Here is a 15,284-nt window from a genome sequence, read left to right as displayed (position 1 = left end):
CCGCGCCCCGTTCGACGAGCGCCGACTCGCGCTACGGTGGAGCTGTGCCCGAGGTGCTGGACGATTTCCCTCGCGCCTGGGTCGAGTTCGCCGACCCGGCCGACGAGACGCAGGTCTTCCGCTGCGACCTGACCTGGCTGACCTCGCGCTGGACCTGCATCTTCGGTCAGGGCTGCCGCGGCATCTACGCGAGCGCACCCGACGTCGGATGCTGCACGCTCGGCGCGCACTTCGCCGACTCCGACGACTACAAGCGCGTGAAGAAGTACGTCAAGAAGCTCGGTCCCGCCGACTGGCAGCACCACGACGTCGGACGGGCCGAGGGGTGGACGGAGCGCGACGAGGACGGCGAGCTCAAGACCCGGACGGTCGGGGGCGCGTGCATCTTCCACAACCGGGAGGGCTTCGAGGGCGGCTACGGCTGCGCCCTGCACAAGTGGGCGCTGGACCACGACGTCAAGCCGCACGAGACGAAGCCGGACGTCTGCTGGCAGCTGCCGATCCGACGGGAGTACCGCGACGTCGACCCTGGTGACGGGCAGACCTACACGGAGGTCTCGATCGGCGAGTACACCCGGGCCGGCTGGGGCCCCGGAGGCCACGACCTGGACTGGTACTGCTCCTCCAACACCGAGGCGCACGTCGGGATGGAGCCGGTCTACCTCGCCAACGCCGACGAGCTGGCCGCGCTGATGGGCGACGCCGGGTACGCCGAGCTCGTCCGGCACTGCGAGGAGCACCTCGCACGGATGCCCGACCTCGTCCGCCACCCGGCCGACCCGTCCTGAGACCCCACCCGTACGGGGTGTGACGGTGCTCACGCACAATGGCGCCCATGCACCTCGACCACCTCTCCTTCGCCGCCGGACCCGACGGCCTGGATGCGACGACCGCCCGGCTCGCGGACCTGCTCGGCGTCCCGTGGTTCGACGGCGGGGTCCACCCCCGGTTCGGGACGCTCAACCGGCTGTTCCCGCTGCGCGGCGGCCAGTACGTCGAGGTGGTCGCCGTGCTCGATCACCCCGCGAGCGACAAGGCGCCCTTCGGCCAGGCGGTGCGGGCCCGCTCCGACATGGGCGGCGGCTGGCTCGGCTGGGTCGTGCGGGTGGACGACATGGCGCCGGTGGAGAAGCGGATGGGCCGCCACGCCGTGCCGGGCAACCGTCGCCGCCCCGACGGGTTCAACCTCCGGTGGCGACAGATCGGGGTCCGGGGTACGCAGGCCGACCCGCAGCTGCCCTTCGTCGTGCAGTGGGACGTGGACGCCGACGAGCACCCGTCGCGCGTCGGCCCGGCGCAGGCCGGGCTCGTCTCGCTCGAGATCGCCGGCGACCCCGGGCGCGTGACCGACTATCTCGGCGAGTCCGTGCTCGAGGCCCTCGAGGACGTCGACGTCCAGTGGGTCGCCCCGAACGGGATCCCCGGGATCGTCGCGGCGACCTTCGCGACACCGGACGGGGACGTGCGGGTCTGAGGCTCCGGCCGTCGGCGACCGTGCGGGAGACGGCACGACGAGAACGGTGTTCGGCACGCAACTAGTTGAAACTGAGTAGGACAACGGATACCGGCACGCGGTCCGGTCGGCGACGCTGGAGCGCATGAGCAGTGTGCTGGGACTGCACGGCCCGTTCGGCCCCGCCACGTCCGTCGTCGGCTCCGTGGGCATCACGCTCGCACTCGGCGTCGCGGCCACCGACGTGGTCGTCGACCAGCACCCTGACCGCTCCGGCTACGCGACCGGCGCCGTGCTGCTCTCCGTCGTGGCGTTCACGTGCTTCGCCGGGGCGGTCGCGATGATCCGGATCACCCGACGGCTCCGGCCGGCGCTGTGGGGATACCTGCCGGGCCTCGGTGCCGTGCTGGCGATCGGGCTGCTCGTGAGCGAGGCCCAGCGCTCGACGAGCGCGGGGACGCTCTCGCCGTGGTGGGGCCTCGTCGTCCTCGCCTCGCCCACGGTCTGGGTGCCGCTGTACGCGGTGATCCGGGTGCACCTCGAGTCCCGGCGCGTCGACAGCCGGGTCCGGTCCTGGCGCGGGCGGATCTGAGCTCGACCCGTACGCCGCGCCTGTCGCAGCGCCGGCCACCGCTGCCGATGCGTGTCTGCCGAGCGCTGTCGGTGCCGCACCGTAGCGTGTGCGCCATGGCGAAGACCACCACGACGTTCCGCTGCGCCGAGTGCGGCTGGTCCACGACGAAGTGGGTCGGTCGGTGCGGCGAGTGCCAGGCCTGGGGCACGGTCGACCAGGCGGGCGGCCCCAGCCCGTCGCGTCGGACCACCGCCACCAGCGTCAGCCGGACCGCCCAGCCGATCGCGCAGATCGACGTCGAGGCCTCGCGTGCGCGGAGCACGGCGATCGGCGAGCTCGACCGGGTGCTCGGCGGCGGTCTCGTCCCGGGAGCCGTCGTCCTGCTCGCCGGTGAGCCCGGCGTCGGCAAGTCCACCCTGCTGCTCGAGCTCGCCGCACGCTGGGCCCGCTCGCTCGCGACGACGCTGTACGTCTCGGGCGAGGAGTCGACGTCCCAGATCCGGCTGCGCGCCGACCGCACGCGCGCCGTGCACGACTCGCTCTACCTCGCGGCCGAGACCGACCTCGGTGCCGTGCTGGCGCACATCGACGAGGTCGACCCGTCGCTGCTCGTGCTCGACTCCGTTCAGACCGTCGGCTCCTCCTCCGTCGACGGCATCCCCGGCGGCGTGACGCAGGTCCGCGAGGTCGCCTCGACGCTCGTGCAGGTCGCCAAGGCCCGCAACATCCCGACCATCCTCGTGGGTCACGTGACGAAGGACGGCAGCATCGCCGGACCCCGGGTGCTGGAGCACCTCGTGGACGTGGTGCTCCACTTCGAGGGCGAGCGTGATTCCCGGCTCCGGCTCGTCCGGGCCGTCAAGAACCGCTTCGGACCGGTCGACGAGATCGGATGCTTCGACCTTGCCGACCACGGGATCGTGGAGGTCCCGGACCCGACGGGGCTGTTCGTCTCCCGTCACCAGCAGCCCGTCTCGGGGACCTGTGTGACGGTCACCATGGAGGGCCGACGCCCGCTCCTGGCCGAGGTGCAGGCACTGGTGTCGACGAGCGAGATCCCGCAGCCCCGCCGCGCCACCAGCGGCCTCGACCCCAGCCGGCTGGCGATGATCCTCGCGGTGCTGTCGCGGCGCTGCTCGATCCACCTCGCCAAGTCGGACGTCTACGCCGCCACCGTCGGCGGGGCTCGTCTGCGTGAGCCGAGCGCCGATCTCGCGACCGCGCTCGCCGTCGCGTCCTCCACCCACGACGTGGTCGTCCCGACCGACGTCGTCGCGCTCGGCGAGGTCGGGCTGGCCGGTGAGGTCCGTCGCGTCGCCCACCTGGAGCAGCGGCTGCGGGAGTGCGCACGCCTCGGGTTCCGCCGCGCGATCGTGCCGCAGGACGGCTCGAGCGACCTGTCCGGGCTCGAGGCGCTCGACGTGATCCGGGTCGCCGATCTCGCCGCGGCGCTGCGGGCAATCGGGGTCGGGCGATGATGCCGCGCCGCGTGGTCTCGGCGCCGCTTACACTGAGCAGGACGTCGTAGGAAGCCCGTCGGGGGAGCACCGTGGCCAGCAACGAGCGATCGACCGGGACACCGGCGAGCATTCGCGCGACCCTGGGGTCGGTGGCGCCCGGGACCGACCTGCGTGAGGGACTCGAGCGGATCCTGCGCGGGAGGACCGGTGCGCTGGTCGGCCTCGGTCTCGACAAGCAGGTCGAGCAGATGTGCACCGGCGGCTTCGTCCTCGACATCCCGTTCTCCCCGACCGCGCTGCGCGAGCTCGCGAAGATGGACGGGGCCATCATCCTCGACCGGGACGCCACCCGGATCCTCCAGGCGGGCGTCCACCTGATGCCGGACCCGGCCATCCCGACGCAGGAGACCGGCACCCGCCACCGCACCGCCGACCGGGTCGCGCGCCAGGCCAGCGTGCCGGTGATCTCGGTGTCGGCCTCGATGCACATCATCGCGCTCTACATCGACGGCACTCGCCGGGTGCTGGAGGAGGCCAGCGCGATCCTGGGCCGCGCGAACCAAGCGCTCGCCACGCTGGAGCGCTACAAGCTGCGCCTCGACGAGGTCTCCGGCGCGCTCTCCGCGCTGGAGATCGAGGACCTGGTCACGGTCCGCGACGTCGCAGCGGTGGCCCAGCGGCTCGAGATGGTGACACGGATCGCCGCAGAGATCGAGGACTACGTGCTCGAGCTCGGCACGGACGGTCGCCTGCTCTCGCTCCAGCTCGACGAGCTGGTCACCGGGGTCGAGGTCGAGCGGGAGCTGCTCGTGCGCGACTACGTGCCGGCAGGCCGGCGGGCGCGCTCGCTGGACGAGGTGCTCGACTCGCTGTCGTCCATCGTCGGCGGCGACCTCGTCGACCTGCCCGCGGTGGCTCAGGCGATCGGGCTGGGGGCCACCGAGCACCTCGACTCCGCGGTCTCTCCGCGTGGCTACCGCCTCCTCGCCAAGGTCCCCCGCCTCCCCAACAGCGTCGTTGACCGCCTGGTCGACCACTTCGGGACCCTCCAGAAGCTGCTGGCCGCGAGCACGGAGGACCTCCAGGCCGTCGACGGTGTCGGCGAGCTCCGGGCCCGCAGCGTCCGCGAGGGCCTGTCCCGGCTCGCCGAGTCGAGCATCCTCGAGCGCTACGTCTGAGGGTCCGACCCGCCCGCCGTCGGCTTCTTCTCGGGCTTCGCTTGGTCGGTCCCGTCCTCGGCCGTCCCGTTGCCGTCGTCGTCTCCGCCGGCGTCTTCGTCGGCCCCGGGCTTCTTCTTCGTCGGCTTCGCGGTCGGCTTCGGCGTCGGCTTCGGCGTCGGCTTCGGCGCCGGGGGCTCGGTCAGGGTGAACTCCTGCTGAGCAGGCTCACCTCCCAGCAGCGCGGCCTTGATCGTGTAAGCACCGGGCGAGGCGTACCCTCCGTCGCCGCACTCGTCGTCGCCGGCACGGCCGTCCCACGACACGGCGACGACCGTGTCCCAGCCCTTGCGGACGTCGACCGTCCGGCGGTCGATCCCCCCGCAGCGCTGGCTGTCCCACACGGTCGAGTCCCCGGTGGCGACCGCGAGGACCAGCGAATCGTCGTCCAACCTCACCGTGCACGGCTCGGGCCCGGTGAGCGAGAGCCTCAGGAGGATCCGGGCGGCATCGCCGGTGTGCGTCCCCGCCGGCACCGCCGGGGCCACGGTCACGTCCTCGGCCGGGCACGCCCCGGCCACGTCGTCGAGGGCGACGTCGACGACGACGTTCTTCGCCTTGCGGTCCTTCGGCCCGGCCTCGGGCTGCGGCTCGGCCGTCGGCGCCGGGGCCGTGGCCTCCGTCTCGGCCGGAGCGGCACTCGAGGCGGGATCCTCGTTCCCTCCGCCGGAGAACGTCCTCAGCACGAGCCACCCGAGCAGCACCACGATCGCCAGGAGCACGAGCCGCCGCCGCCAGTACACGCGCGGGGAGAGCTTCCCCGACGGCCGCACGACGCTGCTCACGGCCTCACGCTAACCCGCGGGCCGGCCGTGGCAGGATCGACTCGCCATGGCGATCCGACTCGATCTCGACCACCTCGATCCCCTCCACGACGCCGTCCTCACCTGGTACGACGCCGAGCGCCGCGACCTGCCCTGGCGCTCGCCCGGCACCTCTCCGTGGCAGGTCCTGGTCTCGGAGGTCATGCTCCAGCAGACCCCGGTCGCCCGGGTCCTCGAGCCGTACGCCCGCTGGATCGAGCGCTGGCCGACGCCCGCGGCCCTGGCCGCCGAGCCGGCAGGCGAGGCGGTGCGGGCGTGGGGTCGTCTGGGGTACCCCCGCCGCGCCCTGCGGCTGCACGCGTGCGCCGTCGCGCTCACCGAGGTCTACGACGGCGTCCTGCCCGAGGACGTCGACGAGCTCCGCGCGCTGCCCGGGATCGGCGAGTACACCGCCGCCGCTGTCGCCGTCTTCGCGTACGGGCGCAGGCACGCGGTGCTGGACACGAACGTACGGCGTGTCCTGTCGCGCCTGGTCGACGGCGAGCCGTACCCACCGTCGACGCTCACCGTCGCGGAGCGGCGACGAGCCCGGGCCCTGCTCCCCGACGCCCCGGCGCGGTCGGCCCGCTGGTCCATCGGTCTGATGGAGATCGGCGCCCTGGTGTGCCGTGCTCAGACGCCGAGGTGCGATGCCTGCCCCGTCCGGACGTGGTGCCGCTGGGAGGGCGCCGGGCGTCCGGCGTACGACGGACCGCCGCGCCGAGGCCAGTCCTACGCCGGGACCGACCGGCAGTGCCGGGGACGGCTGCTGGCCGTGCTGCGGTCCAGCGCGGCCGCGGTCCCGGGGGCGGTGCTGCGTGGTGCGTGGGACGACGACACCCAGCGCGAGCGGGCGCTCGACTCGCTGCTCGACGACGGCCTGGTCGTGATCACCGCGGACGGGAAGTACGCGCTGCCGGCCTGAGCCGGGCTCGGACGGAGCGCACCGTCCACGGATCCGAGACGGGCCGCGATCCTGGCCTCAGCCCTTCCGGAGCCCGCGGATCGCGCTCAAGGGCCCCCGCCGACGCTGCGGCTCGGACGTCTGCGCGGTCTTGCGGCGAGCGCCCTGGGCGTGGTTGCGCCGGGGCTTGCGCACCCGCCGGAAGTGGTCCGTCGCCAGCGCCACCGACGCGGCGTGCACGCTCGCGTACCGCGCCGCGAGCGCGTCGAACGACGCGTCGTCCGCCTCGTCGGTCTCGATCAGCCCGGCGTAGGCCTCCCAGAGGGACTCCCCGATCGCTTCGAGCGTGTCCGGAACCTCCAGCGAGGACCAGTCGACCTGGGAGCGGCGCAGGCCCGCGTCGAGGAACTCGTCCACGGGGTGCTGGGCGAGGCTCGTGGGCGGATCGAGGCGCAGGTCGAGCGCCGATCCGATCCGGTCGGCCTGCCGGCGCCAGTCCTCCAGGAGGTCCGGGTAGCGGACCGTGACCCGGCGGTGGCCGCGGGTGACGCGCTCGGAGATCAGGGCGATGTTGACCCAGCCGGCGATCTGTCGGACGGCGAGCGCGCGGCGTCGGTCGGCGTCGTCGGACTTCGCGTAGTGCATGGTCCGGCTCCCCGAGACCTCGGCCGGGTGGCGCATCATCGTCAGGAAGCCGGGCTCGACGCCGAGGTCGGTGGCCGCATCGATCCACAGCTGGGACAGCAGGACCGTGCGCGGGTCCTTGATGATGATCTGCCGCGACTCGGTGAGCGCGCCGGCCAGCCACTCGCGGAGGCGGTCGGGCGCGTCGCCCTCGCGTGCGGCCTTCTCGGCGACCTCCGGGGCGTCCGGGGCCACATCGAGGGTGCTGACGTTCGCACGGCCCAGGATGTCCTTGTGGAAGTCCACCACCCACTGCGGCTCGTAGAACCCGCGCGGGTTGGAGTTGTTCGGTGGGACCTCCGGCTTCGGGACGTCCACCCCCATCCGCGCCAGGGTGCCCGCGACCGAGCTCGTGCCGCTGCGGCCCGGGCCGAACAGGATCACCAGGCGGTGGTCGGAGAGATCGGGCGAATCAGACATCAGGGAGTACCTCGGGCGGACGAGACGGATGGGGAGGAGCCGCCGGCGTCACCGTAGCACCGCGGCTTCGGGCGGATCAGCGACGACGGACGGCGCGGGAGACGCGGCCGAAGGCCTGCCGAGCACGGCGGCCGGCACGCGTGGTGAGCGACGATCCCGGCGCCTGAGCGGCCGACGGCGCCTGGGCGGCGTCGCGTGCCTTGCGCTGCGCGGCCTGCTTCTTGGCACGGGCCTCGGCCCGCTGGAGCCGCTTGCCGCGCTTCTCGGCCGCCATCTGCGTGTACCAGGAGACGGCTTCGGCCTCGGCGTAGTCGTCCGCGAACCGTTCGGACAGGCTGTCCAGCGCCGCCTCGGCCTCCGCGGAGCGACCGTCGGGCGCGTCGGCGAGGACGGCGAGCGCGTCCCAGACGCCCTGCGCCACCTCCTGCAGACGCGCAGGGGCGTTCAGGTCGTCCCACGTCGTCGAGGCCCGCCGCAGACCCGGCTCGATGAACCCGTCGACGGTGGCCTGGGAGGCCTCGTCGTCGGGGAGGTCGAGCCCGAGCGCCGGACCGATCCGCGCGACGACCGAGCGCCAGTCGGACAGCAGATCGCCGTACCGGACGAACGCGCGCGCACTCCCCCGGGTGGCACGCTCGGCCATCAGGTTGGCGTTGATCCAGCCCGTGAGGTTGGTCGACAGGAAGTTGATCCCGAGTCGGTCGCGGCGGGCGCCGTAGTGCGTCTCACGGGACCCGTGGACCTCAGCCGGGTGGCGCAGCATCATCAGGTCGGCGGTCTGCAGGCGCAGCTCCTCGGCAACCTCGTGCCACAGCGCGAGCGCCCAGACGGTCCGCGGATCCTTGACGACGGTCTGGGCCCGACCTGCGGTCTGCTCGCTCAGCCAGGCCCGCAGCCGCACCCGGTCGTCGTCGTTCAGCGCCTCGCCGACCAGCTCGAGCGCGTACGGGCGCCCGTCGGTCAGGTCCACCTCGGCGCGGGAGAGGATCCGGTTGTGGAAGTCGACGGACCACCGCGGCTCGAAGAAGCCGCGAGGGTTCGACTCGTTGGCGCCCAGGCTCGGCACCGGACTGTGCACGCCGAGGTGGTTGAGCGTGCCGGCGATCGTGCTGGTGCCGCTGCGGCCGGCGCCGCTGACGACGACGAGACGCGACGTCGGGGGGTCTGTCGGCATGGGGACCTCTCGCGCGGGACAGGGACTCGGGGATGCTACCAACGCACGGCGACGGACCCGCGGCCGATCGGCCGCGGGTCCGTCGTCAGCAGGTCAGCCGGCCGCCGAGGCTCCGCCGGTCGCGGGCCCGGACGAACCGCCGGAGCCGGTCCCGCTCGCCTCCATGGGCGTGTCGGGCAGCTCGGCCTTCGGCTCGCCACGGAAGGTGAAGGTCGCCCCTGCGCCCTCGCCCTCGACGTCGACCAGGACGATCTGGCCGGGTCGGACCTCGCCGAACAGCAGCTTCTCCGCCAACGTGTCCTCGATCTCGCGCTGCACCGTCCGACGCAGCGGGCGGGCACCGAGCACCGGGTCGAAGCCGCGGGAGGCCAGCAGGTTCTTGGCCGCGGACGTGAGCTCGAGGCTCATGTCCTTGTCCTTAAGCCGCTTCTCGACCGAGTCGAGCATCATGTCGACCATCTCGATGATCTCGTCCTGCGTGAGCGGCGGGAACACCACGATCTCGTCGACGCGGTTGAGGAACTCCGGCCGGAAGTGCTGCTTCAGCTCCTCCGACACCTTCGCCTTCATCTTCTCGTACGAGCCGAGGGTGTCGCTGGCCTGGCTGAACCCGAGGTTGACGCCCTTGGCGATGTCCCGGGTGCCGAGGTTGGTCGTCATGATGATGACGGTGTTCTTGAAGTCGACCACCCGACCCTGCGAGTCGGTCAGGCGCCCCTCCTCCAGGATCTGGAGCAGCGAGTTGAAGATGTCCGGGTGGGCCTTCTCGACCTCGTCGAACAGCACCACGCTGAACGGCTTGCGACGGACCTTCTCCGTGAGCTGGCCGCCCTCCTCGTAGCCGACGTAGCCCGGAGGCGAGCCGAACAGACGGGAGACGGTGTGCTTCTCGGAGAACTCGCTCATGTCGAGCTGGATGAGCGCGTCGTCGTCGCCGAACAGGAAGTTCGCGAGCGCCTTGGAGAGCCAGGTCTTGCCGACGCCCGAGGGGCCGGCGAAGATGAACGACCCGCCGGGACGGCGCGGGTCCTTCAGACCCGCACGCGTGCGTCGGATCGCCCGGGACAGCGCCTTGATCGCCTCGTCCTGGCCGATCACGCGCTTGTGCAGCTCCTGCTCCATGTTGAGCAGGCGGCTCGACTCGTCCTCGCTGAGCTTGACGATCGGGATGCCCGTGGCGAGGGCCAGGACCTCCGCGATCAGCTCGTCGTCGACCTCGGCGACCTCGTCCATGTCACCGGCGCGCCACTGCTTCTCCCGCTCGGTCTTGGAGGAGACGAGCTCGCGCTCCTCGTTGCGCAGCGACGCTGCGGACTCGAAGTCCTGCACGTCGATGGCGTTCTCCTTGCGACGGCGGACGTCGGCGATCTGGTCGTCGAACTCGCGCAGGTCCGGCGGAGCCGTCATCCGGCGGATCCGCAGCCGGGACCCCGCCTCGTCGACCAGGTCGATCGCCTTGTCCGGAAGGAAGCGGTCGGAGATGTAGCGGTCGGCCAGCGTCGCGGCCGAGACCAGCGCCTCGTCGGTGATCGTCACCCGGTGGTGCGCCTCGTACCGGTCGCGCAGGCCCTTGAGCATCTCGATCGTGTGCGCGATCGACGGCTCCGCGACCTGGATCGGCTGGAAGCGCCGCTCCAGCGCCGCGTCCTTCTCGAAGTGCTTGCGGTACTCGTCGAGCGTCGTCGCACCGATCGTCTGGAGCTCGCCGCGCGCCAGCATCGGCTTCAGGATGCTGGCGGCGTCGATGGCGCCCTCGGCCGCACCTGCGCCCACGAGCGTGTGGATCTCGTCGATGAAGAGCACGATGTCGCCGCGGGTGCGGATCTCCTTGAGCACCTTCTTCAGGCGCTCCTCGAAGTCACCGCGGTAGCGGGAGCCGGCCACCAGCGCGCCGAGGTCCAGCGTGTAGATCTGCTTGTCGCGCAGGGTCTCGGGGACGTCGCCGCGGACGATGTCCTGGGCCAGGCCCTCGACGACCGTCGTCTTGCCGACGCCGGGCTCGCCGATCAGGACCGGGTTGTTCTTGGTGCGGCGCGACAGCACCTGCATGACGCGCTCGATCTCCTTCTCGCGCCCGATGACCGGGTCGAGCTTGCCCTCGCGCGCCGCCTGGGTGAGGTTGCGGCCGAACTGGTCGAGCACCAGCGAGCTGGACGGAGCCGACTCCGACGGCGCGCCGGCGGCGGCGGTCTCCTTGCCCTGGTAGCCGCTGAGCAGCTGGATGACCTGCTGGCGGACGCGGTTGAGGTCGGCGCCGAGCTTGACCAGCACCTGCGCCGCCACGCCCTCGCCCTCGCGGATCAGACCGAGGAGGATGTGCTCGGTGCCGATGTAGGAGTGACCGAGCTGCAGCGCCTCGCGGAGGCTGAGCTCGAGAACCTTCTTGGCACGCGGCGTGAACGGGATGTGCCCGCTGGGCGCCTGCTGACCCTGGCCGATGATCTCCTCGACCTGCTCGCGCACGGCCTCCAGCGAGATGCCGAGGTTCTCCAGCGCCTTGGCAGCGACGCCCTCACCCTCGTGGATGAGACCAAGGAGGATGTGCTCGGTGCCGATGTAGTTGTGGCTGAGCATGCGCGCCTCTTCCTGGGCGAGCACGACCACCCGTCGGGCGCGGTCGGTGAACCTCTCGAACATGCAACTCCCCTTGATCCGGGGCCTTCGACTCCTCGGCCCCTGTCCGAACCATGCTAGTCGCGACCGACAACGCCGCCGCGTTGCGCCGATGCCGTCGGTTCCGCCTGTTCTAAGGGATCGCGGGCCCTCGGTGTTCCGTTGTTCGCCACGGGTGAACGGGATCGGGGCGGATGTTCACTGATGGCGAACACCAGCGGCGCCGAAGGGCGGGGTCAGCGCCCGAGCAGGCCCTTCAGGCGCCGCTTCACAGCGCCGGCCGCGTTGCGCATCGGGTGCCGCAGACGCTCCTCCGCGACCTTCGCTCGCCGACGCTCCGCCTCGAGCTTCGGGCGCAGCCGGTCGCGCGTGCGGCGAACGGCCTCGTCCCGCTCGCGGCGCTCCGCCGCCCGGACCTCGCGCTCGGTCTCGGCGCGGGCCTCGGCGACGGCCGCGCGGGTGGCGTCGAACGCGATCGAGGTCGCGTCGCGGTACAGCGTTTCGTACGCCGTCCGGGCGCGATCGAGCCCGTCTGCGCTGCCGGCCGGGTCGGACTCGACCGCGAGCATCCCCGCGTACACGTCGTCGGCGACGTCGCGCAGGTCCGGCGGGACGGCCAGGCCGTCCCAGTGGGACTGGTGACGACGCAGACCGGGATCGATGAACCCGTCGACGTCGGCCGCGACCGACGGGTCGTCGACACCTCGCTCGAGTCCCAGGTCGAGCGCCGTCGAGATCCGCCGGGTCTCGGCCCGCCAGTCCTCGATCAGCGACTCGTAGCGGACGACGACGCGATCGCGGCCCCGGGTGTGCCGTTCCATCAGGAGGTTCGCGTTGATCCAGCCGCACAGGTTGACCGGGACGAACGTGTCGACCTCGATGCCTTCGCGCTCCTGGTAGTAGGTCGTGCGGCTCCCGACCACCTCGGCAGGATGGCGGACCATCGTGACGAACCCGATCGGGATGCCGACCTCGTCGGCGACCTCGGTCCACAACCACGGGGCCCACGCCGCGCGGGGGTCCTTGACGACCACGTGCTCCTGCTCGGCGAACAGCGCACCCAACCAGTCGGCGAGCCGCTCGCGGTCCTCATCCGTCACGACGGCCCGCACCCGCTCGGCGGCCTCGGGACGGCCGTCGACGGTCTCGATCCTCGCGCGACGCATCAGCGACTGGTGGAAGCGCACCGGCCACCACGACTCGTAGAACCCCTTCGGGTTGGAGGCGTTGGCCTTCAGCGCGGGCAGCGGCACGTGCAGACCGAGCCTGTTCAGGGTGCCGCTGATCGTGCTGGTGCCGCTGCGGCCTGCGCCGGCGACGAGGACGAGCCGGCGGTCGCTGTCGGGACGCGGAGGGTGCCCGCCCTCTCCGGTCGTCGGGCTCATGCGCCCTCCTGGTCGTCGTGGTCGTCGGCCGCCTCCGGGCGGCCGGACAGGCGGAGGCCGAATCGTCGGTCGGCACCCGGGAGCAGCCGCACCTCGAGCGTGTCGTCCGCCAGGTCGTAGGGTACGGCGACCGCGAGCGCGGCTCGCCAGCGCAGCGGCCGCTCGGGCTGCTCCGGATCGTTCGCGAGACGACCGACGAACCTCAGGACGTAGCGTCCGTCGGGAAGCGGTCGGCCGTCCTCGGACTCGAGCGGCAGGTCGAGGGTGAACGTGCCGTCCTCGCCTGCTTCGGTCCCCCCGGCGGCTGTCCGGTCATGACGCGACACGCGGGCACCCACCTGCCCCACCGTGCCGTGCGCCTCACCCCGGATCCGCAGGGTGCCCGCGGCCAGGCCGATCGCGGTCACGGTGACCGAGGCCCGCGACGTCGGTGCGAGGCGCACGCGCGAGGCGTGGGTCAGGTACGGGCGCACGGAGGTGACCGCGGCGCGGTCCAGCACCTCCGCCGGCGCCCGCAGCCCGACCCGGTCACCGTCGACGACCGTCTCGAGCCGCCACCGCGCCTCGGGGTCGAGATCCTGCGGGGCCGCCCATACGGCTCGCCATCGCCGCTCCTGCAGAGCCCGGAGCTCGGCGGGCACGACGTCGTGCGCACCGGCGCGGGCGAGGTGGACCTCGGTGAGCGCGACGTCCGCAACCGACTCGAGCTCGACCGCGAGGCCCTCCTCCGTCTCCTCGAGGAGCCGTGCTCGGACAGGGCACCGCTGCACGTCGAGGCTCAGGACCCCGTCGTCGTGCACGCCGAGCGTTCCCGTGACGTCGGGCGCGATCCACCGCGTCGCGGGCCCACCGACCACCCATCCCGGGAACTCGGCGACCAGCGGCACCTCGCGTACGTGGGGTCCGTAGCCCAGGGTCGCGACGAGCTCCCACCGCGCGGCCCCGGCATCCGCCGGGAGGTCGCCCGGGTCGAGCACGGCCTCGAACGTGCCGTCGACGACGTCGATCCAGGGTCGCGGGCTCGCGGGCCCGGGCCATCCTTCCCGACGGGCGCGGACGCAGAGCTCGACCCGGCGTCCGGTCGTACGGTCGAGGGCGGCGACCGCGATCTCCCGGCCGGCACCGATCTCGATCGGATCGAGGTAGGCACAGCCGTGCACGCGGACGGCCCCGTCCTCGGACCACCCGACGGCGAGGGCGCGGGCGACTCCGACGATCTCCTCGGGGTCGAGCTCGAAGGCGGACGGCGGGATGCTGTGTCGGTCGTCGACCGGGAGCTCCGCGACGACTCGCCCGTCACGCACCCGTACGGGCCAGCGGTTCCGGGCGCGTCCGCCTGCGGCCACGAACCGGCGCAGCGCCTCGGGGTCGGGCCCGAGCGCCAGGTGGAGCATGACCTTGTGGAGAGCGGAGACCCCGGGGATCCGCCCGACGTCGTCGGCCGTGATCGCGCTGCGCACCATGCGTACGGCGGCTCGCAGCGGCTCGTCCTGCTCGAGCCGGGCCGTCGTGGCGAGGTAGAGCGGGAGGTGGCTGTCCATCAAGGTCCACAACCACGCGTCGCGCACGCCCTCGTCACCGCAGGCGTCGACGACCGGCCGGGTGAGGGTGATGGCCTCCTGGCGCTCGGCGATCTTGTCGGGAGCGAACATCCCCTGGGTCAGCGACGACCCGTCCGTGCGTCGCCGCCAGCGGTACGCGGCGTCGCTGACGATGTCGATCGCACCGGCGCGGCAGTACGCGTCCGTGATGAGCGGCTGGTCCTCGAACAGGACGCCCTCCCGGAACGCGAAGCCCTGTCCACGCCAGAAGGACGTGCGGAAGATCTTGTTCCAGGTGTAGAAGTCGCGGACGACCCGCGGCACGTCCGTGACCGGGACCCCGATCCGGTCGACCGCGTGCAGCGTCTCCGCCCACGGCAGGTGCACGACCTCGCCGTCGACCAGTCGCTCGGTCCGGCCGACGCAGAAGTCCGACCCGCTCTGCTCGAGCGTGCCGACCATGGCTTCGAAGGCACCCTCGGGGACCACGTCGTCGGAGTCGACGAACGTCAGGTAATGGCCCCGAGCCTCGTGGGCGCCGGTGTTGCGGGCTGCTCCGAGGCCGCCGTTGTCCCGCCGCACGATGCGGACCCGGGCGTCCTCCGCCGCGAACCGCTCGGCGATCGCGACCGATCCGTCCGGCGACCCGTCGTCGACCACGACGACGTCCAGGTGCCGATACGACTGCCCGAGGACGCTCTCGAGGCACTCGGCGAGGTAGTCCTCGACGTTGTAGACCGGGACGACGACACCGAGCACCGGCGGCGGCGCGTCCTCCTCCGGTCCCGTCCTGCGACGACGGGGGAACCGCGGGAACGTCACCACCGTCGCCCTCCAGCACCTTGCGTAGGGACGGCCCGATGCACCGGCCGTCGCGGTCATCGTAGCCAGCCACGTCGTCGACACGGCGCCGGCTCGAGCGCATCGCCGGTGTGAGCGGGCGCCGAGTTCCGTGCACCGCGAGCCAGCCGGACCGTGGCGCGCAGCCTCCTGCTCGCCCGCCCGGTTACCCTGAACGGCGACCACCGGCAGCGCCGCCACCCTCTGGGTCTGCGC

General features: G+C 72.4%; 12 protein-coding genes. 6 read left to right on the top strand and 6 right to left on the bottom strand.

Features of this window, described 5'->3' with window-relative positions; genetic code table 11:
- Positions 1–44 precede the first annotated feature (44 nt).
- The 5 genes from CLV56_RS11880 (at position 45) to disA (ending at position 4,665) form a co-directional block, all read left to right on the top strand.
- Positions 45–788 (top strand): DUF3109 family protein, encoded by a 744-nt coding sequence (locus CLV56_RS11880; RefSeq protein WP_039339865.1) that lies wholly within the window; start codon positions 45–47, stop codon positions 786–788.
- A gap of 47 nt (positions 789–835) precedes the next feature.
- The gene (locus CLV56_RS11875; protein ID WP_039339866.1) at positions 836–1,474 is read left to right on the top strand and encodes a VOC family protein; all 639 of its coding nucleotides are present in this window, start codon (positions 836–838) and stop codon (positions 1,472–1,474) included.
- A gap of 124 nt (positions 1,475–1,598) precedes the next feature.
- Entirely contained in the window at positions 1,599–2,045 is a 447-nt protein-coding gene (locus tag CLV56_RS11870) for a hypothetical protein (RefSeq protein WP_039339867.1), read from the top strand.
- A 95-nt stretch (positions 2,046–2,140) separates the two neighbouring features.
- Entirely contained in the window at positions 2,141–3,505 is a 1,365-nt protein-coding gene (gene radA / locus CLV56_RS11865) for a DNA repair protein RadA (RefSeq protein WP_039339868.1), read from the top strand.
- A gap of 122 nt (positions 3,506–3,627) precedes the next feature.
- Positions 3,628–4,665, top strand: coding sequence for a DNA integrity scanning diadenylate cyclase DisA (gene disA, locus CLV56_RS11860; RefSeq protein WP_245857895.1), 1,038 nt, complete (start codon positions 3,628–3,630; stop codon positions 4,663–4,665).
- Here disA and CLV56_RS11855 read toward each other — a convergent pair.
- Positions 4,656–5,489, bottom strand: coding sequence for a hypothetical protein (locus CLV56_RS11855; protein WP_100414866.1), 834 nt, complete (start codon positions 5,487–5,489; stop codon positions 4,656–4,658). The two genes, disA and CLV56_RS11855, sit on opposite strands and share 10 nt — an antisense overlap.
- 46 nt (positions 5,490–5,535) lie before the next feature.
- Here CLV56_RS11855 and CLV56_RS11850 point away from each other — a divergent pair, with 46 nt between their 5' ends.
- Positions 5,536–6,432 (top strand): HhH-GPD family protein, encoded by an 897-nt coding sequence (locus tag CLV56_RS11850; protein WP_039339870.1) that lies wholly within the window; start codon positions 5,536–5,538, stop codon positions 6,430–6,432.
- Positions 6,433–6,489: 57 nt separating this feature from the next.
- Here the strand turns inward: CLV56_RS11850 and CLV56_RS11845 are convergent, their stop codons facing one another.
- From CLV56_RS11845 to CLV56_RS11825, 5 genes are all read right to left on the bottom strand, one after another.
- Positions 6,490–7,515: a sulfotransferase family protein gene (locus CLV56_RS11845; protein WP_039339871.1), complete on the bottom strand. Its 1,026-nt coding sequence runs from the start codon at positions 7,513–7,515 to the stop codon at positions 6,490–6,492.
- A 76-nt stretch (positions 7,516–7,591) separates the two neighbouring features.
- Positions 7,592–8,689 carry a sulfotransferase family protein gene (locus CLV56_RS11840; protein WP_039339872.1) on the bottom strand — a complete coding sequence of 366 codons (1,098 nt, stop codon included), beginning with the start codon at positions 8,687–8,689 and terminating at the stop codon, positions 7,592–7,594.
- A gap of 93 nt (positions 8,690–8,782) precedes the next feature.
- Positions 8,783–11,326, bottom strand: a complete 2,544-nt coding sequence (locus tag CLV56_RS11835) for an ATP-dependent Clp protease ATP-binding subunit (protein WP_039339873.1) — start codon at positions 11,324–11,326, stop codon at positions 8,783–8,785.
- A 212-nt stretch (positions 11,327–11,538) separates the two neighbouring features.
- Positions 11,539–12,687 carry a sulfotransferase family protein gene (locus tag CLV56_RS11830; protein ID WP_039339874.1) on the bottom strand — a complete coding sequence of 383 codons (1,149 nt, stop codon included), beginning with the start codon at positions 12,685–12,687 and terminating at the stop codon, positions 11,539–11,541.
- Positions 12,684–15,050 carry a glycosyltransferase family 2 protein gene (locus tag CLV56_RS11825; RefSeq protein WP_157805147.1) on the bottom strand — a complete coding sequence of 789 codons (2,367 nt, stop codon included), beginning with the start codon at positions 15,048–15,050 and terminating at the stop codon, positions 12,684–12,686. The genes CLV56_RS11830 and CLV56_RS11825 overlap by 4 nt, the downstream gene beginning before the upstream one ends.
- Between the last annotated feature and the right edge of the window lie 234 nt (positions 15,051–15,284).

Origin of the sequence: Mumia flava, assembly GCF_002797495.1 — a bacterium.
Classification (GTDB): Bacteria; Actinomycetota; Actinomycetes; order Propionibacteriales; family Nocardioidaceae; genus Mumia; species Mumia flava.
Note: the sequence above shows the minus strand (reverse complement) of the source record. Positions and strands in the feature narration are given on the sequence as shown.